Source organism: Brevundimonas sp. GW456-12-10-14-LB3, assembly GCF_059424365.1.
Window position 1 is genome coordinate 68,093 of sequence record NZ_JBWKZJ010000010.1, and the last position, 26,606, is coordinate 94,698.

General features: G+C 67.5%; 18 protein-coding genes, 1 tRNA gene and 1 riboswitch. Of the genes, 9 read left to right on the forward strand and 10 right to left on the reverse strand.

Annotated elements, in window-relative coordinates:
• Positions 1-66: 66 nt before the first annotated feature.
• The gene (locus AC07XS_RS06515) at positions 67-3,258 is read right to left on the reverse strand and encodes an intermembrane phospholipid transport protein YdbH family protein (RefSeq protein ID WP_321207986.1); all 3,192 of its coding nucleotides are present in this window, start codon (positions 3,256-3,258) and stop codon (positions 67-69) included.
• A 338-nt stretch (positions 3,259-3,596) separates the two neighbouring features.
• On the opposite strand from AC07XS_RS06515, the gene AC07XS_RS06520 reads away from it, so the two are divergent.
• Positions 3,597-4,952 carry a M23 family metallopeptidase gene (locus AC07XS_RS06520; protein WP_182713858.1) on the forward strand — a complete coding sequence of 452 codons (1,356 nt, stop codon included), beginning with the start codon at positions 3,597-3,599 and terminating at the stop codon, positions 4,950-4,952.
• A gap of 50 nt (positions 4,953-5,002) precedes the next feature.
• Here AC07XS_RS06520 and AC07XS_RS06525 read toward each other — a convergent pair whose 3' ends face one another.
• Positions 5,003-5,719 (reverse strand): YggS family pyridoxal phosphate-dependent enzyme, encoded by a 717-nt coding sequence (locus AC07XS_RS06525; protein WP_182713857.1) that lies wholly within the window; start codon positions 5,717-5,719, stop codon positions 5,003-5,005.
• A complete protein-coding gene (locus AC07XS_RS06530; protein ID WP_182713856.1) occupies positions 5,716-6,420 on the reverse strand; it encodes a glutamine amidotransferase in 705 nt (234 codons plus the stop codon). Before AC07XS_RS06530 ends, AC07XS_RS06525 begins: the two co-directional genes overlap by 4 nt.
• Positions 6,421-6,519: 99 nt before the next feature.
• Between AC07XS_RS06530 and pdxR the strand changes: the two genes are divergently transcribed.
• Positions 6,520-7,956, forward strand: coding sequence for a MocR-like pyridoxine biosynthesis transcription factor PdxR (gene pdxR, locus AC07XS_RS06535; RefSeq protein ID WP_182713905.1), 1,437 nt, complete (start codon positions 6,520-6,522; stop codon positions 7,954-7,956).
• Between the two features lie 13 nt (positions 7,957-7,969).
• Here the strand turns inward: pdxR and AC07XS_RS06540 are convergent, their stop codons facing one another.
• Positions 7,970-8,422 (reverse strand): MarR family winged helix-turn-helix transcriptional regulator, encoded by a 453-nt coding sequence (locus tag AC07XS_RS06540; RefSeq protein ID WP_182713855.1) that lies wholly within the window; start codon positions 8,420-8,422, stop codon positions 7,970-7,972.
• A gap of 63 nt (positions 8,423-8,485) precedes the next feature.
• Here AC07XS_RS06540 and AC07XS_RS06545 point away from each other — a divergent pair, with 63 nt between their 5' ends.
• Positions 8,486-9,328, forward strand: coding sequence for a recombinase zinc ribbon domain-containing protein (locus AC07XS_RS06545; RefSeq protein WP_182713904.1), 843 nt, complete (start codon positions 8,486-8,488; stop codon positions 9,326-9,328).
• Here AC07XS_RS06545 and AC07XS_RS06550 read toward each other — a convergent pair.
• Positions 9,299-9,375, reverse strand: a tRNA-Arg gene (locus AC07XS_RS06550). The genes AC07XS_RS06545 and AC07XS_RS06550 overlap by 30 nt on opposite strands.
• 144 nt (positions 9,376-9,519) lie before the next feature.
• Here AC07XS_RS06550 and AC07XS_RS06555 point away from each other — a divergent pair.
• A complete protein-coding gene (locus tag AC07XS_RS06555; protein WP_182713854.1) occupies positions 9,520-11,265 on the forward strand; it encodes a gamma-glutamyltransferase family protein in 1,746 nt (581 codons plus the stop codon).
• A gap of 19 nt (positions 11,266-11,284) precedes the next feature.
• On the opposite strand, the gene AC07XS_RS06560 is transcribed toward AC07XS_RS06555, so the two are convergent.
• Both AC07XS_RS06560 and AC07XS_RS06565 read right to left on the reverse strand, forming a co-directional pair.
• Complete coding sequence (locus tag AC07XS_RS06560; protein WP_224764248.1) at positions 11,285-12,115, reverse strand: lipid A-modifier LpxR family protein; 831 nt, start codon at positions 12,113-12,115, stop codon at positions 11,285-11,287.
• 217 nt (positions 12,116-12,332) lie between these two features.
• On the reverse strand, positions 12,333-14,222 hold the full coding sequence (locus AC07XS_RS06565) for a ribonucleoside-diphosphate reductase subunit alpha (protein WP_182713852.1): 1,890 nt from the start codon (positions 14,220-14,222) through the stop codon (positions 12,333-12,335).
• Positions 14,223-14,496: 274 nt separating this feature from the next.
• On the opposite strand from AC07XS_RS06565, the gene AC07XS_RS06570 reads away from it, so the two are divergent.
• The 3 genes from AC07XS_RS06570 (at position 14,497) to AC07XS_RS06580 (ending at position 17,513) form a co-directional block, all read left to right on the forward strand.
• On the forward strand, positions 14,497-15,279 hold the full coding sequence (locus tag AC07XS_RS06570) for a phosphatase PAP2 family protein (RefSeq protein ID WP_182713851.1): 783 nt from the start codon (positions 14,497-14,499) through the stop codon (positions 15,277-15,279).
• Positions 15,280-15,361: 82 nt separating this feature from the next.
• Positions 15,362-16,681, forward strand: coding sequence for an acetyl-CoA hydrolase/transferase family protein (locus AC07XS_RS06575; RefSeq protein WP_182713850.1), 1,320 nt, complete (start codon positions 15,362-15,364; stop codon positions 16,679-16,681).
• Positions 16,682-16,736: 55 nt separating this feature from the next.
• A riboswitch (yybP-ykoY riboswitch) is annotated at positions 16,737-16,883 on the forward strand.
• A gap of 66 nt (positions 16,884-16,949) precedes the next feature.
• The gene (locus AC07XS_RS06580) at positions 16,950-17,513 is read left to right on the forward strand and encodes a TMEM165/GDT1 family protein (protein ID WP_182713849.1); all 564 of its coding nucleotides are present in this window, start codon (positions 16,950-16,952) and stop codon (positions 17,511-17,513) included.
• Positions 17,514-17,571: 58 nt separating this feature from the next.
• Here AC07XS_RS06580 and AC07XS_RS06585 read toward each other — a convergent pair whose 3' ends face one another.
• Both AC07XS_RS06585 and AC07XS_RS06590 read right to left on the reverse strand, forming a co-directional pair.
• Positions 17,572-18,153 (reverse strand): NUDIX domain-containing protein, encoded by a 582-nt coding sequence (locus AC07XS_RS06585; protein ID WP_182713848.1) that lies wholly within the window; start codon positions 18,151-18,153, stop codon positions 17,572-17,574.
• A gap of 22 nt (positions 18,154-18,175) precedes the next feature.
• Positions 18,176-19,414 carry an argininosuccinate synthase gene (locus AC07XS_RS06590; RefSeq protein WP_152949174.1) on the reverse strand — a complete coding sequence of 413 codons (1,239 nt, stop codon included), beginning with the start codon at positions 19,412-19,414 and terminating at the stop codon, positions 18,176-18,178.
• Between the two features lie 196 nt (positions 19,415-19,610).
• Between AC07XS_RS06590 and AC07XS_RS06595 the strand changes: the two genes are divergently transcribed.
• Entirely contained in the window at positions 19,611-22,475 is a 2,865-nt protein-coding gene (locus AC07XS_RS06595) for a M16 family metallopeptidase (protein ID WP_182713847.1), read from the forward strand.
• An 80-nt stretch (positions 22,476-22,555) separates the two neighbouring features.
• Here AC07XS_RS06595 and secA read toward each other — a convergent pair whose 3' ends face one another.
• A complete protein-coding gene (gene secA / locus AC07XS_RS06600; protein WP_182713846.1) occupies positions 22,556-25,405 on the reverse strand; it encodes a preprotein translocase subunit SecA in 2,850 nt (949 codons plus the stop codon).
• Between the two features lie 339 nt (positions 25,406-25,744).
• On the opposite strand from secA, the gene AC07XS_RS06605 reads away from it, so the two are divergent.
• Positions 25,745-26,606: peptidylprolyl isomerase (locus AC07XS_RS06605; protein ID WP_494732658.1), on the forward strand; the 862-nt coding region annotated here is incomplete at its 3' end.

Genomic DNA, 26,606 nt, shown 5'->3' on the forward strand with positions numbered 1-26,606 from the left:
CCGGCTCGATCAGGTTTGAAGATGCAATAGCACGGCTGCGCGTGAACGGTCTCTGAATGGCCGGGCTCACGGCGCCGCCTCTTCCTGCTGCCCTTGGCGGGCGCGATTCACCGCCAGCAGATCCGAGAACAGCTGATTGGCGTTCAGGGTCGTATCCAGCGTCAGGTCGATCTGGGTGCCGGACGGCAGGGGCAGTTCCCGCTTGAGGAATTCGCGACTGATCAGCTCCGCCAGGGTCAGACGCAGTTCCTGACGCTGGGGCGGCGCGTGCCGGCCGCGAATACGGAACAGGACCGACAGCCGCCCGCCGTCCAGACTGTTCACATCGGCGCTAAGCACGTCGAAGGCCAGGTTCTCCATCGCCTGATAGGCCAGATCCTCGACCATGTTCGGCGGCACCTCCGCCCCGCCTCCGCCGGCGTCCACATCGGTCAGAACCTCGCGCTTGATCGACAGCCGCCCGGGCTGAACCGCCGCCAGGCTCCCGTTGCGGATCGTCAGTCCTGTCTTGGGGTCCATGGTGAAGGGCAGACGGCCCGAGACCACCGCATCCAGCACCACCTTGTCGTCGAAACCGGTGTCGGCCACCACATCGCCCAGTTGGACCCGGTCCAGCACCACCACCCCGTCATAGGGCTGGGCGGCGTCCAGCGGCACGACGAACGGCTCTACCGAGACGACGCCGCCGCCGGCCTGAACCGAGCCTGCGGAGATCTTGATCCCGGCTGCGTCGACGGCGAAGGTCAGGTCCAGATCCGTCGCCTCCGTCCCCACGGCCAGACTGTCCACCGTCAGCTTCTGATCCGGCGCGGTGATCAGCGGCGTCAGGCTGGTGAAGATAATGTCGCCCTTGACGCCCTTGACCGCCCCGGCCGGGCTGACGAAGTCCAGCCCCGGCACGCTCAGACGCCCGCTCGACGTCGGTTCGGCGGTCTTGGTCCAGTCGAACCGGCCCTCGAAGGCGACCGAACCGGTCACGGGCGACTGCACCAGGTCTGCGACCAGGGGCGTCAGCATGGCTGGTTGCAGGCCGCCCTCGACGAAGGTCACCTGGGGAACCGAAATCTGGAGGCCGCCGGCGCCGCTGCGGCCGTCGTGGGTCAGGGTCAAGCGCCCCATGGCGGCCCCTGCCGCCTTGCCGGTCCCTTCCAGGTCGAAACCGCCGCGCCACACCTCCTCGGCCAGCCGCACCTGTCCGACGGCGGCGAGCGGTTCGAACCGCTTCGGGGTCAGGGCGTCCACCGCCCGCGCCTGGGTCACCGTCGCCGTCAGCCCCACGCCGGAGGATGCGCCGTCCACCGTCACCCGACCGGCGGCCCCTTCGAACCGCATGCCCAGGAAGGGCGCCTGGGCCGAAAGGCGATCAAAGCCGCCGACGACGCGCCAGACCCCCTCCTTGGCGCTGAGCAAGGGCGCGTCCCTGGGACAGAGGGCGCCGGCGACTTCATGGACGTCGTTCTCGTCCAGCTCCAGCCGTTCGACCGTCAGGTCCGCACATTCGGGGGTGGTGTAGGTGATCCGTCCGTCCGCAAGGGCCAGAAGCCCCCGCGTCCGGGCGTCGATCCCGCGCGCCACGTCGAAATCCAGTCGCGCACGGCCGTCCAGTTGAGCCTCGAAGCCGGCGTCGGTCAGCCGCCACTGCGGTACGTCCACCGCCATTTCCGGCAGTCCCCGTCCCCGCGTCGCCGTCAACCTCAGCGCGCCGCCGCCCAGCCGTCCCGGCTCGGCGGCGTAGGCGGTCTGGCCCGCCGGCTGCGACAGGGTCAACACGCCGCCGTTGGCGGGCTTGGCCGTGACCGGTCGCAGGACGCTGGCCTCCGTCCCGGCCGACCCTGTGACCAGGCGAACCGCCGGGGCGTTCAGGGCGAAACCGCCCAACGCCCGCTTCATCTCGGCCAGTTCGGCGATGTCGTCGGGCCCGACCGGCCCGAACAGGGGCCAGGCGCCGTCCGCCGACCGGATTGCGCCCTGGGCGACGATGCGGACCGCCTCGTCCTTGACGACGTCCAGGCTCAGATCGGCGGTCCCACGCCTTAACGTCAGGTCGCCCCAGCCGATACGGTCGAAGCCGGCCTTGACCGGCCCGGTCGCCTCGAAAGCCGCGTCGCGCCCGCCCAACGTCAAGGCTCCGGAACGGATCGAAAGACCGCGCGCCTCGACCCCGCCCGCCGCGCCGGCCTCGGCGGTCAGGACCAGCGGCGTCTCCAGCCCCCAGCCCAGGGCGTCTGCGCGCTTGACCTCAAGGCGTCCGCCCTCCGCCCGGACCCGCGCCTGCGTCGCCTTCAGCCCCGGGCCGTCCACGGCCGCCGCCGCCAAGGCCAGGCCGGTCTCGCCGTCCAGCTGGAAGTCTTCGATCCATCCGGCGGTTCGACCGTCGAACCGGGCCTGGATCTCTGCATCACGCGCCTGGGTCGCCCCCAGGCCGAGAACCTCGCCCGTCAAACGCGCATGGAGGCGCGCGCGACCATCGCCGCGTCGCGTCTTCAAATCCGGATAAGGCAGGTCTCCGTCCAGGCTCAGCAGGGCCCGACGCCCGCTCAGGCCGGCGCCGACGAAACGCTCGGCCTCACCACGCAATTTCAATTTCACCCGGTCGCCGGTCGTCGTCAGATCGATCGCAGCGGCGAACCCCTGGGCCTGAACCTCGCCGCTTTGAAGCACGGTCGCCGGAACCGCCGCCTTCAGCCGCATCAGCTTGCCGTCGTCCACCCGCGCATCGCCCAGAATCCGCACGGCGCCGTAGTCCGTCTCCAACAGCGCCCGGCCGTCTTCGAGGATGACCAGGGGCGCGCGCGCATCGGGACGCGGCGGGCCGCCCGTGAAGGATTTGATCACCGGGTCCAGCGATCCGAACGCCAGCTTCCCGTCCTTCCAACTGGCGCGCATCACCGGCCTGACCAGTCGAACGCGGCTGGGCGTCACTCCCAGCCCCGTCTTCGACCAGGGCCAGGCCACGGCGTAGTCCACCTCGACCCGCTCGACCGTCACGTCCGGATTTTTGGGATCGCCGATGCGGATACGCCCGACGAAGCCGTCCAGCTCGATCCGCTCGACCTCGACCTCCGCCTGGACCCCGCGCCGGTCCAGCCAACCCACCAGCACCTCGCGCGCCGCCGCTCGACGATTCAGATAAAGCGCCGCAAGCAGGAGGGCGACGACCAGCACCACAACGCCGGCGACGCGGCCGAGCCGACGCAGCGGATCGTTCCGCCGGGACGGCGGACGCGACCGGTCGGATGGCGTCGTCGTATCGGTCAAACGTCCAGACCGGAAAGCGAAAGAACCATTTTCCAGACCGCCATCGCTGCCCCCGATGAAGATTTACGCCCCAAGCGTCGCCTTGAAGACGCGCGTCCGCAACGTCCGTTCTCATCTTCCGTTGCAGCCAAGCGGGGCGACAAGAGGGCAACCTATGGAACGGGGGCAGGACGACTACGCACCCTTACGGGCTTGAGCCGTCTCTTAACGCCTTGTAAGCAACCGCCTTCCCAAAGTGGAACAGGCGAGGTATAGGCCTAGCCTTCGCATTTTCAGGAATGCGGCGCAGTTTGGTGACTATGGTTTGACGCCTCTGGCGTTGCAGCACGACGAGACCGATGGCTCAGTTCGACCCTCGCCGACAGCCGATGCGCCTCGCCCCGCACGCTCTGACCGCCGCCGCCGCGGTCTCGGTGGCGCTTCTGGCCGGCAGAGTCTATCAACCCGCCAGGGCTGAAGAAGTTCCCGTCCCCTCCTCGGCCCAGATGGCCGCCATGGAGGTTCAGGCCTTCGCCGCCGCCAATGCTCCGGCCGGCATGACCGCCCCGGAGGCCGTTCCCGTCCAGATCCGTCGCGGCGAAACCTTTGAAGAGGCCGTGCGCCGCACCGGCGTCGCCCCGGAAGAGGCCAGCGCCGTCGCCGCCACCGTCGCCAACGCCTTCGACCTGTCCGACCTGCGCGCCGGCCTTCGTTTCGAGACCGCCATCGCCAAGCCGCGCGACGGCCGAGGCGACGCCCGCCTGATCGGCCTGACCATGCGAACCGGCCCGGCCAGCCAGCTGACGGTGTCGCGCAGCTTCGACGGCGCCCTGCGCCTGCGCTCGCTTGAGGAAAAGGTCACCCACGAGACCGTGGTGCTGAAGGGGGACGTCGAACGCTCCCTGTCCGCCAGCGCCCGCGAACTGGGCGCCACCGCCTCCATCGTCCGCGCCGCCAGCCGACTGTTCGCCACCAAGTTCGACATGCAACGCGACATCCGCGCCTCGGACGAGTTCACCATGGTCTTCGACCGGGACGTGACCGAGGCCGGCCGCACCGTCGCCGTGGGCGATCTGGTCTATGCCGAACTGCGCGGCGTGACCTTCTATCGCTTCAAGCCGGCCGGCGCCAAAGAGGCGCAGTTCTTCGACGCCTCGGGCAAGAACCTGCGCTCGGCCATGATGCGCACCCCGCTGCAGAACTTCCGGCGCGTGTCGTCGGGCTTCGGCTTCCGGACCCATCCGATTTCCGGCTATCGCAAGATGCACCAGGGCATCGACTTCGCCGCCGGCACCGGGACGCCGGTCGTCGCCCCCGCCGACGGCGTGGTGGTCGAGGCGCGCCGCTGGGGCGGCTACGGCAACTGGCTGCGCATTCGCCACAACAACGGTCTGGAAAGCGGCTACGGCCACCTGTCCCGCTACGGCGCCGGCATCCGCGCCGGCCAGCGGGTCAGCCAGGGCCAGATCGTCGCCTATGTCGGCTCGACCGGCGCCTCCACCGGTCCGCACCTTCACTACGAAATTTGGCGCAACGGTCAGCGGATCAATCCGGCCGGCGTCAAAACCCAGGAAGGCACCGAACTGTCGGGCGCCGACCTGGCCGCCTTCCGCGCCGAAAAAGCCCGGATCGACCGCATCATCGCCTCCGGCGGCCAAAAACGGCCCGCTCTCCAGCAAGCCTCCGCCGACGGCCTGCGCGCCGCCCAGGGATAATCTCGGCCGGCCGGCGAAGCGGCGATAGGGATTGGCGCGACGTCTGACTTTCAGGACGGCCAATAGTGCGAATCCGGCAGCGGGCGCGGACCGAACACCGCCTGGCCCACGCGCACGATGGTCGCCCCCTCTTCGATCGCCCAAGGATAGTCGCCCGACATGCCCATCGAGAGATCGGCAAGCGCGGCGCCCTGCGGCGCGTCCTGGCGCGCCCGGTCGCGGACGTCGCGTAGCAGGCGAAAGCAGCGCCGCACCTCGGCCTCGTCCGGCGTAAAGGTGGCGAGGGTCATGAAGCCCTTGGGGCGTATTGCGTCACACGCCGCCACATCCTTGAGGAAACCCGATACGTCCTGAGGCGCCAGCCCGTATTTGCTTGCTTCACCGGAGGAATTGACCTGGACCAGCACATCAAGGCCTCGGCCGAGATGCTGAAGCCGCTTGTCCAGCGCTTCGGCGAGCGACAGGCGGTCAAGCGACTGCACCTCATCGGCGAAGCGCAGCACGTCCTTGACCTTGTTGGTTTGCAGGTGACCGATCATCGACCAGCGTAGTGGCAGATCGGCCAATGCTTCGGCCTTCTTGCGTCCTTCCTGAACCTTGTTCTCGCCAAGGTCGGTCTGGCCGTGCCGAATCGCCTCGCGTATCCGCTCAGGGGAGACGGTCTTGGAGACCAGGACGAGGCGGACCGCATCGGGCGCGCGGCCCGAGCGCACCGCCGCCTCCCGGATCGTCGCGCGGGTTTTCTCCAGATTGGCGGCGACCGTCATGCCCGCAGCCCCTGCAGCCAATCGGACAGCACCTTGCGGCCGCCGTCGCGAAGGGCAGGCCCGAATTTGGCGGCGTCCTCGCGTATTTGGCACAGATCGACGCCGGCCGCCGCCAGCTCGCACGCATGGCCGATCAGCCAGCGTTCGAACCCATCCGACACGTCCGCCTCGGGATGGAACTGGACGCCGAGGATATTGTGACCAAACGAGAAGGCCTGATTAACGCAAAGCGGCGTCTGCGCCAGTCGCTCGCCCCCGGCAGGCATGCTGAACATATCGCCGTGCCAGTGCAGTACCGGCACGTCGGCGAGATGGCGCATTGGCCCGGCCGCCCCCGCGGGCGTCAGCGTCAGGGGGGCGAAGCCGATCTCCTTGGCGCCGGTCGACGCGACGGCGGCGCCGAGCGCCGCCGCGACCAACTGCGCGCCGAGGCAGATGCCGAGCGTCGGGCGCCCTTCGGCTAGCCGCGCACGCAGAAAGTTCAGTTCCTCGGCTAAGAACGGATAGCGCTCGGTCTCATACACGCCGATCGGGCCGCCCAGCACGATCACCAGCGCGGTCTTGACCGGGTCCAGCGTCCACAACGCATCCACGCCGATATCGTAATAGCGGACCTTGTAACCCGCGGCCTCCAGCACCGTCTGAAACGATCCCAGATCCTCGAATGCGACATGCCGGAGCGCGACGGCGGTTCGGAGCATGACGGCTGCTCTCCTGATTTGATTGGACCTTTCGGATTCAGTAAAGCGAAACTGGATGGTCAATCACGGCCAGTTTTCAGAATTTCGACAGGCCAGTTGATGCAGGAAATCGTCTTTGGCCTGAACGAGGCGTCTGGACAGCCGGTATTCCTCCGACTTTCACAGGCGATTATCGAGGCGATTGAGCAAGGCCGGCTGAAGCCCGGCCAGCGCCTGCCGGGTACGCGCACGCTGGCGGCCACGCTGAAACTCCATCGTAACACGGTCGACGCGGCCTATCACGAAGCAGCGATGCAGGGATGGCTCGTCACCGAGGCGGCGCGCGGCACCTTCGTCGCCCGCGACCTGCCGGTCGAGAGCGGGGCCCGGCGCAACGGCTCCCCGCCGCCTGCCGCACAGCCCACGAAGCCGTCCCGTGTCGCGGCCGATCGCGACATGCTGCGCTTTTCCGACGGCGTTCCGGACGCCCGTCTGCTGCCCTCTGCCGAACTTGCCCGCGCCGTGCGCCACGCGCTCCGCCGGCCCGATTTCCTGACGCCGGGCGGCTATGGCGATCCGCGCGGCGCGCCGGCCCTGCGCGACGCCCTGGCCGGGCATCTCGCCAGCGAACGCGGCATGACTGTTTCGGCGGACGACCTCATCGTCACACGTGGCAGCCAAATGGCGCTGTTTCTGGCCGCGAACGTCCTGCTGTCACCCGGCGAGGCGATCGCAGTGGAGGAGCCGGGCTACCCGCTCGCCGTCTCCGCCTTCCGCGCGGCGGGCGCCCGCGTCGTGCCGATCCCGGTCGATGGCGAAGGCCTATCGCTGACGCATCTGGAGGCCGCGCTCGCCGCCACGCCGGGACTGCGCGCGGTCTATGTCACGCCCCACCACCAATATCCGACGACGGTGACAATGAGCGCCGCGCGGCGGATCGGCCTGATAGACCTTGCCGCTCGTCACCCCCTTGCGATCATTGAGGACGATTACGATCACGAATACCGTTTCGACGGCCGGCCTGTGCTCCCGCTCGCCGCGCGTGCCGGCTCCGGGGTGAAACTGGTCTATGTCGGGTCGTTGTCCAAGGTGCTGGCGCCCGGTATCCGGCTCGGCTACGCCGCCGGACCAAGGAGCCTCGTGCAGCGGATGGCCGACACGCGGCAGGCGATCGACCGGCAGGGCGACATGCCGATCGAACATGCGGTCGCGACCCTGTTCGCCGAGGGCGATCTCGGCCGTCATGTCCGCAAGACCCGCCGCATCTACCGCTCGCGGCGCGATCATCTCGCCATGCTCCTGGGCGACAGGTTGGGAAGCCGGCTGTCCTTCGCGATCCCGGCGGGCGGCCTCGCCTTATGGGCGCGGTTGGCGGATGGCGTCGACGCCGAGTGCTGGAGCAAGACGGCCCGCGGCCTCGGCCTTGCGGTGACGCCGGGCGTCGCGCTCTGCATCGATACTGCGACGGCGCGCCAGGCGTTCCGTCTCGGCTTTGCGAACCTCGACGAAGACGAAATCACGCGCGCGGTCGAATTGCTGACGACAGCAGCGCCTTAACCGATCCCCTCCCTTAGGCGGACTTCGACTCCTCGAAGCAAGCCAGCCATTTGGCGAGCAGCCTGTCGAGTTCGGCGCTTTCCCTCTTGTCCAAACCCTCCATCAGGCGATGCTGGTTCGCGACGTGCTCGCCGATCAATGCGTCGATCAGGGTGAAGCCTTCGTCCGTCAGAGCCACGACGCTTGCCCGGCCGTCGCTGGGATCAGGTGAGCGCGAGACCAGCCCCGCCCTTTCCAGACGGTCGATCCGATTGGTCATCGTGCCGGAGGTAACCATCGTCCAGTCGATCAGGGCGGACGGGCTAAGCGCATAGGGCGGCCCGGACCGGCGCAGCGTGGCGAGCACGTCAAAGCTCGCTGCGTTCAACCCCCCCGCTGCAAAAACGGCATTGCGAGGCCAAGGGCTGGGAAGCGACGGCGGAGTATGTCGAGCCGGGCAACACCGCCTCCGACGACCGCCGCCCATCCTTCCAATCCATGGTTGAGGCGGCCCTGACCAAGCCGCCCGCCTTTGTCCGAGCACGCCGTCATGGCGGTGCCGCCGATTGTCTCAAAGGCGGACTATGAGGCCGTTCGGGCGCGCTTGGCTTCCCGGAACCCGAAGTGGACGCCGCCGCGTGTCTCGACGGGGCCGAACCTGCTGACCGGAATCTGCTTCTGCGGCGCCTGCGGCGGCGCCATGACACTGCGGACAGGAAAGGGCCAGGCGGGCGGCCAGTATCGCTACTACGCCTGTTCGACCAAGGCTCGCATGGGCGAGGCGGGATGCACGGGCTTGGCCGTCCCCATGGACAAGCTGGACGACGCCATTATCGACCACCTGGAAACCCGGCTGCTCGATCCGGACAGACTTGCCGCGCTGATGGAGCAGCTTTTGGATCGTCGGGAGGAATGGGCTGACCAAAGGCGCAGCCATATCGCGGAGATGCGCAAGCGCGCGACTGAGGCGGAGGCCAAGCTCAATCGGTTCTACGAGGCTATCGAGAACGGTCTGCTGTCGCCGGACGACGCCTCGCTGAAGGATCGGGTCGCTGAACTCTCCGGCGTTCGCGATCAGGCCCGAGCAGACGCTGAGCGGATCAGCGCGTCCGTGGAGCGGCTGGCGCCTACGATTACGCCGGACGCCCTAAACCGATTTGCCAGCGCCGCGCGGCGCAAGCTGCGGGATCGCACCAGCGGCTATCGGCGGGATCACCTGCGCGCCCTGACGCAGCGGGTGGAGGTCATCAGCAAGACCGAGGCGCGCATCATCGGCTCACGAACCGAGCTTCTGCGGGCCTTGGCGTCTAGCGATGGTGGGAGTTACGCCGCCGCTGGCGGATTTCTCGGTTTTAAACCGAAGTGGCGCACCCGAAGAGATTCGAACTCCTGACCCCCAGATTCGTAGTCTGGTGCTCTATCCAGCTGAGCTACGGGTGCGTCTGCCTTGCGGCGAGGGCGGGTCTTTAGCCGCTGAACGGGGTGGACGCAAGCGGGGGAATGCAGTTTCTGTAGCGGTGTTGATCGGCGTGGTCCCTTGGCGGGCCTCGTCATCCGGACCTCCTCCCCTGTCGGACCGCCTGAATGTTGTTTTTGCGTCGTCGTCTCGTGTCCCTGTTGGTCGCGGCGGTTTCCGTCCCGACGCTTCTGGCCGGATGCCAGACCCCGGCCGCGGCGCCTTCGCTGGAGGCGCGGTCGGACCCGGCCGGGGCCCCGTCGATCGCGCGGGGGCCGTTCGTCGCCGCCGCCAACCCGCTGGCGGTCGAGGCCGGGATGAAGGTGCTGCGCCGGGGCGGCTCGGCGGTGGATGCGGCGGTCGCCGTCCAGGCGGTGCTGGGGCTGGTGGAACCCCAATCGTCGGGCCTGGGGGGCGGGGCCTTTCTGATGAGCTATGAGGCCAAGACCGGCCGGATCACCGCCTATGACGGGCGCGAGACGGCCCCCGCCTCGGCCACGCCCGAACTGTTCTATGAGGACGGCGAGCCCCTGCCCTTCACCGACGCCATACTGTCGGGCCGATCGGCCGGAGCGCCGGGGGCGGTGGCCATGCTGGCCATGGCCCATCAGGATCAGGGACGGCTGGCCTGGCGCGATCTGTTCGATGACGCCGAACGGCTGGCGCGCGACGGTTTTGTGGTCAGTCCGCGCCTGGCGGGCATGATCAATGGGTCATCGCCCCAGGCCAAGACCCGTTGGGCGACCGCCCTGTTCACCGGCCCAGACGGCCGCCGCTACCGGACCGGGGACGTGATGCGCAATCCGGCCTACGCCCGGACGGTTCAGGCTCTGGCGACCGAGGGGCCCGGCGTCTTCTACGGAGGGCGCATCGGCCGGGAGATCGCCCGCACCGTCGCCGAGGGTCCGCGGCCGGGCGGCCTGACCGAGGCGGACATCGCCGCCTATCGTCCGCTGCGCCGGGACGCCCTGTGTCGGCCCTATCGAATCTATGTGATCTGCGTTCCGCCCCCGCCGTCCAGCGGGGTGGCCCTGTTGCAGTTCCTGGCCATGGCGGAACACACGCCCGACATCCAGAAGGGGGCCGACAGTCCCGAGGCCTGGGTGGCCTTCGGCCGGCTGCAAAGGCTGATGTATGCCGATCGTGACCGCTATGTCGGCGATGCGGATTTCGTGGGCGTGCCGATCGCGGGCCTGCTGGACCCCGCCTATGTGGCCCAGCGCGCGGCCCTGGTCCCCGAGGTCGACGGGCCGGTTCCGGCGGGCGCGCCGCCCGGCTCTGCGCCGCGCAGCGCGGACGCCACGGCCGAGCCGGGCGGAACCTCGCACATGGTCATCGTCGATGCGGACGGGAATGCAGTCAGCATGACCACCACGGTCGAAAGCATCTTCGGCGACGGGCGGGTGGTCGAGGGCTTCTTCCTGAACAATCAACTGACCGACTTTTCCTTCACCCCGACCGAAGACGGCCATCCGGCGGCCAACGCCGTAGCGGCGGGCAAGCGGCCGCGCTCGTCCATGACCCCCGTTCTGATCCTGGATCAGCAGGGGCGTCTGGTCGGGGCGATCGGGTCGCCCGGCGGGTCCAGCATCCTGGCCTATGTGGCCAAGGCCCTGGTGGGGATGATCGACTGGAACCTGCCGGTCCAGGAGGCGATCGCCCTGCCGAATCTGGTGGTGCGGGGCGGTTCGGTCGGCGCCGATACGGCGCAGATCGCGCCGGACATCGCCCAAGCCCTGGGAGCGGCCGGCATGGGGCTGAGGCCCAACGCCACGGAGACCTCGGGCCTGCATGGCGCGATGTGGCGCGACGGCCGCTGGGACGGCGGGGCCGATCCTCGGCGGGAGGGGGTTGCGGTGTCGGAAGCGCCTTGAGGCGCAGAGCCGGGCGTGATCAGCGGCGGGGTTTGATCGAGAGCTGAAAGGCGATCAGCCCCTCATCCACGTCGGTGTCCAGCCCGTTCATGCCGCGCAGCCCCTTGCCGGCGTCGATTTCGCGATAGACCAGCCCGACCGAGGTCTGGATGGCGCCACGGCGATAGGCCACGCCTACGGAAGCGTCGCCCAGGAAGGCCCCGCGGTCCTGGGTATAGCCGGACCGGGCGTAGTCGCCGTCGCGGGTGCGGGCGAAATTATAGCCGACGGCGCGGCCCGAGCCGGCGGCATAGAGGTACCAGCGCGGACGCTGGCCGAACCGGGCGTCGCCGTCGGGCGCCAGGCGGTCCAGCCCCTCGCCGATCTTCAAAGTGGCGCCGGCTTCGGCCGATCCGCCCTCGCTGCCCAGGCCGACGCCGGCATGGGGCGTCAGACTGACCTCCAGGCCAGAGGCCGTGCGGCCGACCGCGCTGCGGAAGCCGCGCACATAGCGCAGATCATAGGCTTCGGGCTCCAGAACGGCCCGGTCCTGGAGGGTGACCGGCAGAGGGGAGCCGTCGGCGCGTGTCAGGCGGCCCGCGGTCTCTAGGCTGAGCCGATCGGTGAAGCCTTGGCGGTCGATCCAGATGTCGCGGCGGGTGCTGGCGGCGATCCCTTGAGCCTCACCCGAGATCGCCAGGGGCGTCTTCATCTCGATCTCAGGGCCGAAGGGCGCGTCGGGAGAGACCCGAAAACTCTGCTGTTCGTTCAACCGAGCCGTGACGTTCGATCCGGTTTCGGGTGCGGCGTCAAAGGCGTCGGGGACCCAGGCCTGGGCGCGAGCATCGACCGCGCCGGCGGACGCCAGCACGCTTGCCACTCCAAACAACCAGGCCGCTACACGCATTCGGTCTCCCCACCGTCCGCTGTTCTCCAGCTTGCACCATGCAGGGCGGGAGTCCAACAGACATTTTCACGACATTCTTTGGTCGTTTTTCAACGCCGCGCCTTGTGGCGAGTTCCGAACACGAAAAAAGGGCTCCGTGACCACGGAGCCCTTTCACGCCAGGTGCTGCGGCGCAGGAGGCCTATTGGCAGGCCAGACACTCGTCGTAGTCGGTCTTGGGCATGGAGAAGAGGTCTGGCTGGTTCGGGTCGATCTCGGCCTCGGCCTTGTCCTCGGCGCCGGCGAAGGCGGCGCGCTGAACCGACTTGGATCGCAGATAGTACAGGGACTTCACGCCGCGTTCCCAGGCCGACCAGTGCAGCATGTGCAGGTCCCACTTGTTGACGTCTCCGGGGATGAAGAGGTTCAGCGACTGGGCCTGGCAGATTTCCGGGGCGCGGTCGGCGGCCAGTTCCACCACCCAGCGCTGGTCCAGTTCGAAGGCGGTCTTGAAGATCCCCTTCTCGTCCTCGCTGAGGGCGTCCAGATGCTGGACCGAGCCCTCGTGCTGGAGGATGGAGCTCCAGACCGCCTCGGTGTTGATCCCCTTCTCGTCCAGCAGACGCTCCAGATAGGGGTTCTTGACGGCGAAGGAGCCCGACAGGGTCTTGTGGGTGTAGATATTGGCCGGGATCGGCTCGATGCCGGCCGACGTCCCGCCGCAGATGATCGAGATCGAGGCGGTCGGGGCGATGGCCAGCTTGTGGCTGAACCGCTCCATCACGCCGCGCTCCTCGGCGTCGAGGCAGGGGCCCTTCTCCTCGGCCAGGACGCGGCTGGCCTTGTCGGCCTCGCGACGCAGGTGCTTGAACAAGCGCATGTTCCACGACTTGGCCATGGCGCTTTCGAAGGCCACGCCCTGCGACTGCAGGAAAGAGTGGAAGCCCATCAGGCCCAGGCCCACCGAACGCTCGCGCTTGGCCGAATAGACGGCGGCGGCCATGGCGGGCGGGGCGCGGCGGATGAAGTCTTCCAGAACATTGTCCAGGAAGCGCATCAGGTCCTCGACGAAGCGGGGCTCCTCGCGCCACTCCAGGAAGGTCTCGGCGTTGACCGACGACAGGCAGCAGACGGCGGTCCGGTCCACGCCCAGGTGGTCGCGGCCGGTGTGCAGCATGATCTCGGCGCACAGGTTCGACTGTTTGACCTTCAGGCCCAGATCTCGCTGGTGCGGCGCCATCTGGCGGTTCACCGTGTCGGAGAAGATCATATAGGGCTCGCCGGTCTGCATCCGGATGTCGAGCAGCTTGGTCCACAGCGAGCGGGCGTCGACGGTCTTCAGCACCTCGCCGGTCTTGGGCGAGCGCAGGCCGAAGGTGGAGCCGGTCTTCACCGCCTCCATGAACTCGTCGGTGACGTTGACGCCGTGGTGCAGGTTCAGGGAGCGACGGTTGAAGTCGCCCGACGGTTTGCGGATCTCGAGGAACTCCTCGATCTCCGGGTGGTGGATGTCCAGATAGACGGCGGCCGAGCCGCGCCGCAGCGACCCCTGGCTGATCGCCAGGGTCAGGCTGTCCATCACGCGGATGAAGGGGATGATGCCCGAGGTCTTGCCCGCGCCCTTGACCTTCTCGCCGATCGAGCGGACGCCGCCCCAGTAGGTGCCGATGCCGCCGCCGTTCGAGGCCAGGGCGACGTTCTCGTTCCAAACGCTCTGGATGCCGTCCAGACTGTCCCCGACGGCGTTCAGGAAGCAGGAGATCGGCAGGCCGCGATCGGCGCCGCCGTTCGACAGGACCGGGGTCGCCGGCATGAACCACAGGCGGCTCATATAGTCATACAGGCGCTGGGCGTGGTCGGCGTCGTCCGAGAAGGCGGTCGAGACGCGGGCGAACATGTCCTGATAGCTCTCGCCCGGCAGCAGGTAGCGGTCCTCCAGCGTCTTCTTGCCGAAATCGGTCAGCAGGGCGTCGCGCGAACGATCCACCTGGACCGATTTCACGACGGTCAGATGCGGTTTCTCAGGCGCCGCGTTCGTCGCAACACCTTGGAATTCCGCTGTCTTCAAAGCCTCGCCGCCAGCCATAGTCATCTGCGTCCTGAACAATAAACTGCCTAGAGCCACCTGCGCCGGAACCACATCATCTAGTGGCTCCAACGCTCCCCGAGCCCACATATAGGGCGCACATGCCTAATAAGCCGTCAACGTCTTGACGCTCGCTTTGTCGGCGAATCGGTCGGACAAGTCGGCCTCGCCTGGGGAAAGTTCAGCGCGCAAGCCAGCAAACCCCTCTCGGGCCTTCGCGGCCGCGACATCACGAAGGCGTGATCGGAACTTCGGTCCAGCTTGGCCGTTCCGACGCCCCATGGCCGTTTCCGACTTCCGTCCCTTTTTGATACGCCTGCTGACGGTCGCGCGCGCCGAGACGGCCGCTTTGACGGCCCTGTTCGTCGCCGCCTTGGGCGTGACGGTGTTCGTCGAGATCGCCGACGACATGACCGAGACCGACGGTCAGAGCTTTGATCGTCAGGTGCTTGGCCTGATGCGGCCCTATGCCGACGATCCTGGCCGCCCCTGGGGGCCGTGGTGGCTGAAGGAGGCGGCGGCGGACCTCACATCGCTGGGCGGCATATCGGTGCTGGGCCTGTTCGCCCTGATCGTCGTCCTCTTTCTGCTGAGCCAGAGGAAATGGCTGTCGTCCCTGCTGCTGGTCCTGGGGCTGACGGGCGGCGTCATGCTGAGCGAGGGGCTGAAGGCGGTGTTCGAACGCGAACGTCCGCCCCAGGCGCTTCAGGCGGTCGAGACGATCAACGCCAGCTTCCCCTCCGGTCACGCCCTGCTCGCGACAGTCTTCTATCTGAGCGTGGCCGTCATGCTGACCCGCGCCTTTCCTCGCAGGCGGTTCAAGATCTTCGTCCTGGGCGTGGGCATGGTCATGGCCCTGCTGGTCGGCCTGACCCGCATCTATCTGGGCGCCCACTGGGCGACGGACGTCTTCGCCGGCTGGGCCGTGGGCTCGGCCTGGGCCATGCTTCTGTGGCTGGTCGCCTATGGGGTCGCGCGTTGGCAGAAGCGTCGCCGGGCGCCCTTGCAGGACGAACCGTCTCCGACGGCGGACGAGACGCCCGGCGATCCGACCAAAGTCTAGAACCTACTCAACCGCGGGAGGCCCCATAGTCGGCGCCGACGACGCCTCGTCCGAACAGGGGCGCGCAGACGGGAGAGACGCCATGGATCACGCCGCCCTCTACGCCGAGCGGCTGAAGACGCCGGACGAAGCCGCCGCCCTGATCCGATCCGGCGCCAGGATCGCCATGGGCCTGGGCGTGTCCCAGCCCCCGGCCCTGCTGAAGGCCCTAGCCCAACGGGCCGAGCGGGGCGAGGTCGAAGACCTGAACCTCTATTATCTCCTCTCCACCGCCATCGCCGGCGACACCGTGCTGCGCTACGAGCTGATGGACCGCATCCGGCCCTGGAGCCTGTTCCACAGCGCCGTCGAACGCCGGCTGGAGCAGCGCGCCTTTGAGGAGGGGCGACCCAGCCCGGTCCAGTTCATCCCGACCGGTTTCCAGCAATCGCCCCGACTGCTGTGCGACGAGGTCGGCGTCGATACCTTAGTCTGCACCGTCTCGCCGATGGACGCCGACGGCTTCTTCTCCTTCGGCACCAATACCGACTACGCCAAGCCGGTGTCGGAGACGGCCCGCACCATCGTGGTCGAGGTCAATCCGCATATGCCGCGCGTGTACGGCGACTGCACCGTCCATGTTTCCCGGGTGTCCGGAATCGTCGAACACGCCGCTCCGCTTCTGGCCGTGCCCAAGGCCGAACCCCAGCCGGCCGACCTGGCCATCGGCCGGATCATCGCCGACCTGGTCGAGGACGGCGCGACATTGCAGATGGGGATCGGCGCCCTGCCCAACGCCGTCTGCGACGCCCTGAAGAACCACCGCGACCTGGGCGTCCACACCGAAATGCTGACACCGGGCCTGGTCGAGCTGATGCAGGTCGGGGTGGCGAACCATACCCGCAAGACCCTGCACCCCGGCGTCGGGGTCTTCGCCTTCTCGATGGGCGACCAGAACACCTATGACTTCCTGCACGAGAACCGGGGACTGGAGGCCCGGCCTGTCTCCTATGTCAACGATCCGGCCGTCATCGCCCGCAACGCCAGGATGGTCTCGGTCAACGCCACGCTACAGATCGACCTGAGCGGCGCCTGCTGTTCGGAGTATCTGAACGGCCGCCAGTTCACCGCCTCGGGCGGACAGCTGGACTTCGTGCGCGGCGCCTATGGCTCCGACGGCGGCAAGTCGATCATCGCCTGTCATGCGACGGCGGCCAGGGGGACCTGTTCGCGCATCGTCGCCCGGCTGGACGGGCCCGTCACCACGCCCCGCAACGACGTGCATATCGTCGTCACCGAGCACGGGTGGACCAACCTGAAGGGCCGATCGACCAGCGAGCGGGCCCGCGCCCTAATCGCCCTCGCCGCGCCCGAGTTCCGCGACGGCCTCACGGCCGAGGCCAGGCGGCAGGGTCTGATCTGAACCCCTTCTTGCGAGTCGTTATCGGCTTTTCATTTCCGGCGTCCTGGCCTAAACCCCGCCGCGTCATCGGGGAGTAGCCGCCCGCAACCATCAGCGGGGCCCGCGTCAACATACTTCCTCTCCCGGAGAGGATGGCGCGGGAACGGTCCAGGGTCTTTCAGATCCGGATCACGGCAAGACCGGCGGCTTTCGCAGGGACGTCCATGCGGGGCCCGGCTGCGAACGCCACAGGTCCGTCCGCCGAGGCTCCCGCGCATACAGGTTCCCTTTGGAAGCCTTCCTCATTTCGACCGGCCTGGTCTCCATCGCGGAGATCGGGGACAAGACCATGTTGCTGTCCATCGTGATGGCGGCGACCTGGCGACGGCCCACGCCCATCATCCTGGGCATTCTGGCGGCCACCCTGCTGAACCACGCCTTCGCCGCCCTGGCCGGCACCGTCCTGGCCCATTTCATCACGGGCGAGTGGATGCGCTGGATCGTCGGCCTCGCCTTTCTGGGTTTCGCGGCCTGGGCCCTGATCCCCGACACGCTGGACGAGCAGAAGGGCGAGGTCCAGCGCGGCTTCTGGGCCATCTTCTGGACCACCGCCTCGGCCTTCTTCCTGATCGAGATGGGCGACAAGACCCAGGTGGCCACCGCCATGCTGGCCGCCCGATTCGAGAATCTGCCGGTGGTGGTCGCCGGCTCGACCCTGGGCATGATGCTGGTCAACGGGCCCGCCGTCCTGCTGGGCGAGACGGCGGCGAAGAAGCTGCCGCTGAAATGGATCCGGTTCGCCGCCGCCGCCGGTTTCGCCGCGACGGGCCTGTGGATTCTGCTGACGCCTTAGAGCCTGATCGGTTGAAGCGGGATCGCTTCGCGATCCCGCTGAAGCCGTTAGGCATGCTTCAGCGGAAGACCGTCAAAGCGAGGTGCTGCAACAGCATGATGGTTTTGGCGTCGCGGATGCGGCCGTCGGCGATCATGGCCAGGGCCTCGTCCACGGTCGGCTCCAGCACCTCGATGTCCTCGCCCTCGTCCGGATGGCCGCCGTCGTCGCCGATCCGCATGGACGCATCATATTCGGCGACGAAGAAGTGCAGGATTTCGGTGACAGAGCCGGGGCTCATGAAGGCCTCGAACACCTTGCGCACCGCGCCGAGGCGATAGCCCAGCTCCTCCTCGACCTCGGCGCGGATCCGCACCTCGGGCTCGGCGTCGTCCAGCAGGCCGGCCGCCGCCTCGATCAGCAGGTCGTCATAGCCGTTCAGATAGGCCGGCAGCCGGAACTGCCGCACCAGCAGCACGGTGCGCGCCGCCGGATTATAGGGCAGAAGCACCGCCCCATTGCCCCGGTCGTAATGCTCCCGCTCCTGGGTCTGCCAGACGCCGTCGCGCCGTTTCCAGTCGAAACGGGTCGTCTTCAGCACATACCAGTTGTCCGAGAGAAGCCGGGTCTGATGGATCCTGATGCGGTCCTTTACGGTCATTCGGCTTCTCCCGCGACGCAGCCTAGCCCTGGCGCGCGCCGCGCTTGGCTAGAACACGCAGGCGGAGCGCATTCAGCTTGATGAAGCCGGCGGCGTCCTTGTGGTCATAGGCCTGGACGCCTTCCTCGAAGGTCACCAGATCCTGGTCGTACAGGCTATTGGGGCTCTCGCGGCCGATGACCGAGACATTGCCCTTGTACAGCTTGACCTTGACCGTGCCGGAGACGTTTTCCTGGCTCTTGTCGATAGCGGCCTGAAGCATCTCGCGCTCGGGCGAGAACCAGAAACCGTTGTAGATCAGCTCGGCGTATTTCGGCATCAGCTGGTCCTTCAGGTGCATGGAGCCGCCGTCCAGGGTGATGCTCTCGATGCCGCGGTGGGCCGCGATCAGTATGGTCCCGCCGGGGGTCTCATAGACGCCGCGCGACTTCATGCCGACGAAACGGTTCTCGACCAGGTCGAGACGGCCGATGCCGTTGTCGTGGCCGTACTGGTTCAGGGCGGTCAGGAGGGTGGCCGGGCTCATGGCCTCGCCGTTGATCGACACGGCGTCGCCCTTTTCGAAACCGATCTCGATGACCGTGGCCTTGTCCGGCGCGTCCTCGGGCGAAATGGTCCGCTGGTGGACGAACTCGGGTGCCTCGACCGCCGGGTCTTCCAGCACCTTGCCCTCGGAGGAGGAGTGCAGAAGGTTGGCGTCGACCGAGAAGGGCGCCTCGCCGCGCTTGTCCTTGGCGATCGGGATCTGGTTCTTCTCGGCGAAGTCCAGCAGGGCCTCGCGGCTGCGGAACGCCCACTCGCGCCAGGGGGCGATGACGCGGATGTCCGGCTCCAGGGCGTAATAGCCCAGTTCGAAGCGGACCTGGTCGTTGCCCTTGCCGGTCGCGCCGTGACAGACGGCGTCGGCGCCGACCTGGCGGGCGATCTCGATCTGGCGCTTGGAGATCAGCGGGCGAGCAATGGAGGTGCCCAACAGATAGTCGCCCTCATACTGGGCGTTGGCGCGGAACATGGGGAAGACGAAGTCGCGCACGAATTCCTCGCGCAGGTCGTCGATGAAGATGTTCTCGGGCTTGATGCCCAGCTTCAGCGCCTTTTCGCGTGCGGGGCCAAGCTCCTCGCCCTGGCCCAGGTCGGCGGTGAAGGTCACCACCTCGGCGTTATATTCCGTCTGCAGCCATTTCAGGATGATCGAGGTGTCCAGACCGCCCGAATAGGCGAGGACGACTTTCTTCACGGGCTTGTCGGCGGGGGCGGACATGGCGGCTCTTTCGGTAAATTCGACGGCGCGATGGGGAGAATTGACGCGCGCATAAGACCGGGGGTCCGGCGATGCAACCTTTTCCGGGGCGGCCCCACGGAAAGATGAAGCTTTGTTCATGTTCACTTGGTCGCGTTGCCAGTGGATCGACCGTCGTTATGGTCGTCGTTCATCTGTCACCAAGGATGTCGAACCCATGCGTCGCGCCTCTTCCCTCGTCGCCGCCGCCGCCCTTCTGGCGGTCTCTACCCCGGTCTGGGCCTCAAACGCCGCCGTGTCGGCCCCCGCAGCCTCGGCCCAGGCCGCCGCGCCCGCCCTGCGGGCCGCACCGGTGTCCGAACTGGTCGCCGAGGTGGACATTCCCTACACCCGCTTCACCCTGGACAACGGCCTGACCGTTCTGGTGCATGAAGACCACAAGGCCCCGGTCGTGGCCGTATCGGTCTGGTACAACGTCGGCTCCAAGGACGAGCCTGAGGGCAAGACGGGCTTCGCCCACCTGTTCGAACACCTGATGTTCGGCGGCTCGGAGAATGCGCCGGGCAGCTATTTCACCCCGATGCGCAACATGGGCGCGACGGACATGAACGGGACCACCTGGTTCGACCGCACCAACTATTTCGAGACGGTTCCGACCCCGGCGCTGGAACAGGCCCTGTTCATGGAAAGCGACCGCATGGGCTATATGCTGGGCGCCATCAGCCAGGAGACGCTCGATCTCCAGCGCGGCGTGGTCCAGAACGAGAAGCGCCAAGGCGACAACCAGCCCTACGGCCTGAACCAGTATAAGCAGCTGGAGGCCCTGTTCCCCGAAGGCCACCCCTATCGCCACTCGACCATCGGCTCGATGGCCGATCTGGACGCGGCCTCGATGGAGACGGTGCGCGACTGGTTCCGTTCCAAATACGGGCCGAACAATGCGGTGCTGGTCCTGGCCGGCGACATCACCCCGGCCAAGGCGCGCGAGCTGACCGAGAAATATTTCGGCCCGATTCCGCGCGGCCCGGTCAACACCCCGGCCCAGGCGTCCGTGCCGACCCTGCTGGCGCCGGTCAATGAGACGACCCACGACCGGGTGTCCAACGCCCGCGTCGAGATCAGCTGGGCCGTGCCCGGCATGCTGGATCCGGATTCCGTGCCGCTCAGCATCGGCGCCTCGGTGCTAGGCGGCCTGGCCAGCTCGCGGCTGGATAATGAACTGGTGCGCGGGGAGCAGACCGCCGTCTCGGTCAGCGCGAACAACGGCGCCTATCATCGCGTCGGCATGTTCGAGATCACCGTCGACGTGAAGCCGGGCCAGGACCCGGCGGCCGTCGAGGCCCGCGCCCGCCAGATCCTGAACGATCTGATCGCCAACGGCCCGACGGCGGCCGAGGTGGAACGGGTCAAGACCCAGTACGTCTCGCGCACGGTTCAAGGTCTGGAACAGGTCGGCGGCTTCGGCGGCAAGGCCGTGGCCCTGGCTGAGGGCCAGCTCTACGCCGGCGATCCGGAGCACTACAAGAAGGAGCTCCAGGCCTATGCGGCGGCCACCCCCGCCCAGGTCCAGGCGGCCATGCAGAAATGGCTGACCCGTCCGGCCTATACACTGACCACCCTGCCGGGCGAGCGTGAGGCCTATCAGGAGGCGGCGGAGGCTCCCTCGGGCGCCAACCGCACCCCGGCGCCCCCGATCGAGCGCGTGGCCCGCATGCCCAAGCCCGAGATCGCCGCCGTCGCCAACGTCGACTTCCCCACTGTGGAGCGCACGCGCCTGTCGAACGGGGTCGAGGTGGTCTACGCCCAGCGCGACGCCGTGCCTGCGACCAAGATCGCCATCGAGTTCGACGCGGGCATCGCCGCCGACGAGGCGTCCAAGCTGGGGCTGCAGACCCTGATGCTGGACCTGATGGACGAGGGCACCCGCAGCATGAACGCCACCCAGCTGGCCGAGGCGCAAGAAACCCTCGGCGCCGCCATCTCGACCGGCGCCTCGATGGACCGATCGGTGGTCCAGTTGTCGGCCGTGACCCCGAACCTGGAGCCCTCGGTCGCCCTGCTGGCCGAGGTGGTCAAGACCCCCGCCTTCGCCGCCTCGGAGCTGGAGCGTCTGCGCGCCACCCGTTTGGCGCGGATCGCGGCGGAACGGACCCAGCCGGCCGCCCTGGCCAACCGCGCCCTGCCCGAACTGATCTACGGCTCGGCCAACCCCTATGGCCGCCCGTTCAGCGGCAACGGCGACGAGGCCAGCGTCAAGGCCATCACCGAGGCCGACATCCGCGCGGACTACGCCGAGTGGATCCGTCCCGACAACGCCAAGATCTTCGTGGTCTCGGACAAGCCTCTGGCGGAGATCAAGCCTCTGCTCGACGCCCAGTTCGGCCATTGGGTCCCCTCGGCCACCCCCAAGGGCGTGAAGGATTATTCCGCGCCGATCCCCGCGACCCCGTCGAAGATCGTGCTGATCGACCGGCCGCAGTCGCCTCAGTCCTACATCATGGGCGGGACGGTCTTGTCGGCCAAGGGCTCGGACGACCTGCTGGTCTTCAACGCCGCCAACAATGTGCTGGGCAACGACTTCCTGTCGCGCATCAACTCGGACCTGCGCGAGACCAAGGGGTGGTCTTACGGCGTCAACGCCTCGACCGCCGGCTTCGTCGGCCGCGTGCCCTATCTGATCACCGCCCCGGTCCAGGCCGACCAGACCGGGCCGGCCATCACCGCCCTGAACGCCCAGTTCAACGACTTCCTGAAGGGCGGCAAGGGCGTGACGCCGGCTGAGCTGGAGCGGACCGTCAACGGCAATACCCGCCGTCTGGCCGGCAGCTATGAAACCTCCTTGGCGGTTCTGAACGCCATGCGGGTCAACGACATGCTGGGCCGTCCGGACGACTATCCGGAAACGGTGGCCGCTCGCACCAACGCCCTGACGACGGCCGAACTGGACGCCGCGGCCCAGGCCGCGCTCGACCCGTCCCGCTTCGTCTGGGTGGTCGTCGGCGACGCCTCGGTGGTCAAGCCCCAGCTCGACGCCCTGGGCCTGCCGGTCGAGGTTCGCTCGGCGAGCGGCGCCGCCCAGTAAGAGCCTCGTCAGTCGCAAACGACAAAGGCCCGGAGCATTTGCTCCGGGCCTTCTTTTTCGTCCTTACCGCGCCGAAAGGCTCAGATCAGGGCGCCGTGGCAGTGTTTGAACTTGCGGCCCGAGCCGCAGGGGCAGGGCGCATTGCGGCCGGTCATCTCCCAGCCCGGCGGAAGCGCCTCGACCGGCAGTTTCGACCGGTCGTCGCCGATCAGCTGGCCTTCGGGGTTCTGAGCGGCCGGATCGGCCATCTCATTTTCGCCGGTGCCGGGGTTCAGGTGGATTTCCTGGAACTCAGGCAGTTCAGGCGGCGCCTGGAAGCGGAACTCCACCGTCATCAGCCAGCGGGTGACGTTGTGGCGCAGGTCGTAGAGCAGACCTTCGAACAGGTTGAAGGCCTCGGTCTTATACTCCTGCAACGGGTCGCGCTGGCCGTAGCCGCGCAGGCCGATCACGCCGCGCAGATGGTCCAGATGGACCAGGTGTTCGCGCCACTGCATGTCGATCATCTGCAGCATGAATTGCTTTTCCAGGCCGCGCGTCTGTTCGGCGCCGATCAGCTCCAGACGTTCGGCCGCGCGGGCGTCGGCGGCGGCGAGCAGCCGCTCCTCGATCTCCTCGTTGGAGACGCCTTCCTCGGCCGCCCAGTCGTGGAGCGGCAGCTCCAGCCCCAGGGTCGAGCGGACCTTTTCATCCAGGCCGTCGATGTCCCACTGTTCGGCATAGGCCTTGGGCGGCATGTAGCGTTCGACCAGGTCGGACACGACGTCACGGCGGAAGTCGCCGACCAGTTCCGACAGATCCTCGGAATCCATGAACTCCTGGCGCTGTTCGAACACGGCCTTGCGCTGGTCGTTCACGACGTCGTCGTACTTCAGCAGGTTCTTGCGGATGTCGTAGTTGCGGGTCTCGACCCGCTTCTGGGCGGTCTCGATGGCGCGGTTCAGCCAGGGATGGGTGATGGCCTCGCCCTCAGCGACGCCGAAGGTCTTCATGATCGAGTCCAGACGGTCGCCGGCGAAGATGCGCAGCAGGTCGTCCTCGCAGGACAGATAGAATTTCGACACGCCGGGGTCGCCCTGGCGGCCGGTGCGGCCGCGCAGCTGGTTGTCGATCCGGCGGCTCTCATGGCGTTCGGTGCCCAGGACGAACAGACCGCCGGCGGCCAGGGCCTTCTCGCGGTTGACGGCGATCTCGGCCTTGAACTCGGCCTCCTTGGCCGCGTGCATCTCGGGCGTGACCTCGACGGCCATGTTCCGCTGTTCCAGCAGCCATTTCTGCATCTTCATCTCGAGGTTGCCCCCGAGCTGGATGTCGGTGCCGCGGCCGGCCATGTTGGTGGCGATGGTCACCGCGCCCGGCAGACCGGCGTCGGCGACGATATAGGCCTCCTGCTCATGCTGGCGCGCGTTCAGGACCGAGTGCGGAATGCCGCGCAGCTTGGTCTCATAGGTGATGTCATAGGCGGCGTCGCCGATCTTCTCGGCCTCCTTGGCCTTGCCCTCGTACTGGGGCTTCAGCTTGCGCGAGACCTCGACCTTGTACTCATAGGTGCGCAGCAGCTCGGACAGTTGTTCGGAGCGCTCGATCGAGACCGTGCCGACCAGGATGGGCTGACCCGCCAGGTGGCATTCGGCGATCTGCCGGGCGATGGCCTGGCTCTTTTCCGCATGGGTCCGATAGACTTCGTCGTCATAGTCCTTGCGCTGGATCGGCCGGTTGGTCGGCACCTCCAGCACCTCCATCTTGTAGATGTCGCCGAACTCCTGGGCCTCGGTCGCGGCCGTGCCGGTCATGCCGGACAGCTTCTGATAAAGGCGGAAGTAGTTCTGGATCGTCACCGAGGCCAGGGTCTGGTTCTCGGGCTGGATCTTGACGTCCTCCTTGGCCTCGATGGCCTGGTGCAGGCCTTCGGACAGGCGCCGGCCGGTCATCATCCGACCGGTGAACTCGTCGATCAGAATGATCTCGCCGCCCTTGATGATATAGTCCTTGTCGCGCTGATACAGGGTGTTGGCGCGCAGGGCCTGGTTGGAGTGGTGGACCAGGCTGATGTTGGCGGCGTCATAAAGACCGGTGGTGTCGGGGGCGAAATGGCCGCCCTTCTCCAGGGCCTCTTCCAGACGCTCGGAGCCCAGCTCGGTCAGCAGAACCTGTTTCTGCTTCTCGTCCAGTTCATAGGTGTCCTTGTCCTTGATCAGATCTTTGATCAGGGCGTCCAGCACCTTGTAAAGGTCCGACCGATCCTCGGTGGGGCCCGAGATGATCAGGGGCGTGCGCGCCTCGTCGATCAGGATGGAGTCGACCTCGTCGACGATGGCGAAGTTGTGGGGGCGCTGCACCATCTCGCGCCGGTCATAGACCAGGTTGTCGCGCAGGTAGTCGAAGCCGAACTCATTATTGGTGCCGTAGGTCACGTCGGCCGCGTAGGCGGCCTGGCGCTGGCCCTGGGACAGGCCGTTGACGATGACCCCGACCTCAAGACCCAGGAAGCGATAGACCCGGCCCATGGTCTCGGCGTCGCGGCGGGCCAGATAGTCGTTGACGGTGATGACGTGGACGCCCTTGCCTTCCAGGGCGTTCAGATAGACCGGCGCCACGGCGACCAGGGTCTTGCCTTCGCCGGTCCGCATTTCGGCGATGCCGCCCTCATGCAGGATCATGCCGCCCGCCAGCTGGACGTCATATTGACGCTGGCCCAGCACCCGCTTGGACGCCTCGCGCACGACGGCGAAGGCTTCGGGCAGGATCTTGTCCAGGCTTTCGCCATTGCTCAGACGGTCGCGGAAAGCGTCAGTCATCATCCGCAGCTCGTCGTCCGACAGGGCGGCGAACTTGGGCTCGAGCGCATTGATGCGCTGGGCGTGGTCCTGGAAAGCCTTGACCTTGCGGTCGTTGGAAGAGCCGAAGAGTTTCTTGGCGAAGCCGAGCATGTCAGATCCGGTAAAGGTCGAGCGTCATTAAGGAGCGGCTCTGAAATCCCGTGAGGGGCGGCGAGGATCGCGCCCCAAGCGGCGTTCGGACCGATGACGACCCCGCCGCGCCGACACAGGCGCGCGCGAAGGGCCGCGCAGACGATCAAAACCCCTCGACTTGGGCGCAGGCGGGACTTAAGCACCGCCCTAACCCCTGTCAACGCGGGGGCTTTCGGCCGCCTTCGACGGAGCGTCCCCTTGATCCCATTCCGGCGCCTCCATTTCCGACACGCCCCTTCCCGAGGGGGCCTTGGATCGGTCGGCGGCATCGCCTTGGTCGCCGCGACGGCCTTGGCGATGACGCTGGCCGCCTGTTCGCGCGGCGGCGACGACGATCGGGCGCCGCAGCCGGGCGACCAGCAGGTGGCCAAGGTTCAGGACCAGATCATCTGGGCCTCGGACGTCAAACGCGAGGCGGTGGCGCAGGGTCTGGTCGGGGAAGGCGAGCCCCTGGATGTGACCTCCGAGCTTTTCCGCCGGGTTCTGGACGAGGTGGTCGATCAGAAGCTGCTGGCGCGCGAGGCGGAGCGCCGTCGCCTGGACGCCTCGCCTCTGGCGCAGCGGCGGCTGGAGGCGACCCGCGAACGGATTCTAGGCGACATGCTGGTCGAGAGCGTCGTCAACGGCGCCATCTCCGATCAGGCGATCCAGACGCTTTACAATGAGCAGCTGCGCCTGGCGAAGACGTCCGAGGAGATCCGGGTCCGCCTGATCCTGTCGCGCACCAAGCCCGAGGCGGACGCCGTCATCGGCATTCTGGGCCAGGGCGCCAGCTTCGAGGCCGTGGCCATGGAGCGGTCGATCGACGAGGCCACCCGCTTTTCTGGCGGCGACCTGGGCTATTCCACCCTGGACGTCATGCCCCAGGCCTATGCCGGCGCCCTGCGTGACAAGCCGGCCGGTTCGACCGTCGGTCCCTTCCAGACCGAGGGCGGCTGGGCCGTGCTGCGGGTCGAGGACCGGCGCAAGGAAAACCCGCCGACTCTGGAACAGGCCCGGCCGCAAATCGTCCGCTACCTGACCTATGAAGGGGTGAGACGTCTGTTGGAACAGCTGCGCGGCAAGGCCAAGGTCGATATTCTGCTGCCCGGCGGTCCCGGCGCGGGTGAAGAGGAGCCGGCGTCGGCGCCGTCGGCGGGCCTGCCCCGCCCCGCTCCCG

Coding starts and splice junctions, on each gene's coding strand:
- AC07XS_RS06520 (WP_182713858.1), top strand. CDS start 3,597: ATGGCTCAGTTCGACCCTCGCCGACAGCCGATGCGCCTCGCCCCGCAC.
- AC07XS_RS06525 (WP_182713857.1), bottom strand. CDS start 5,719: ATGACGGTCGCCGCCAATCTGGAGAAAACCCGCGCGACGATCCGGGAG.
- AC07XS_RS06530 (WP_182713856.1), bottom strand. CDS start 6,420: ATGCTCCGAACCGCCGTCGCGCTCCGGCATGTCGCATTCGAGGATCTG.
- pdxR (WP_182713905.1), top strand. CDS start 6,520: ATGCAGGAAATCGTCTTTGGCCTGAACGAGGCGTCTGGACAGCCGGTA.
- AC07XS_RS06540 (WP_182713855.1), bottom strand. CDS start 8,422: ATGGGCGGCGGTCGTCGGAGGCGGTGTTGCCCGGCTCGACATACTCCG.
- AC07XS_RS06545 (WP_182713904.1), top strand. CDS start 8,486: ATGGCGGTGCCGCCGATTGTCTCAAAGGCGGACTATGAGGCCGTTCGG.
- AC07XS_RS06555 (WP_182713854.1), top strand. CDS start 9,520: ATGTTGTTTTTGCGTCGTCGTCTCGTGTCCCTGTTGGTCGCGGCGGTT.
- AC07XS_RS06565 (WP_182713852.1), bottom strand. CDS start 14,222: ATGACTATGGCTGGCGGCGAGGCTTTGAAGACAGCGGAATTCCAAGGT.
- AC07XS_RS06570 (WP_182713851.1), top strand. CDS start 14,497: ATGGCCGTTTCCGACTTCCGTCCCTTTTTGATACGCCTGCTGACGGTC.
- AC07XS_RS06575 (WP_182713850.1), top strand. CDS start 15,362: ATGGATCACGCCGCCCTCTACGCCGAGCGGCTGAAGACGCCGGACGAA.
- AC07XS_RS06585 (WP_182713848.1), bottom strand. CDS start 18,153: ATGACCGTAAAGGACCGCATCAGGATCCATCAGACCCGGCTTCTCTCG.
- AC07XS_RS06590 (WP_152949174.1), bottom strand. CDS start 19,414: ATGTCCGCCCCCGCCGACAAGCCCGTGAAGAAAGTCGTCCTCGCCTAT.
- AC07XS_RS06595 (WP_182713847.1), top strand. CDS start 19,611: ATGCGTCGCGCCTCTTCCCTCGTCGCCGCCGCCGCCCTTCTGGCGGTC.
- secA (WP_182713846.1), bottom strand. CDS start 25,405: ATGCTCGGCTTCGCCAAGAAACTCTTCGGCTCTTCCAACGACCGCAAG.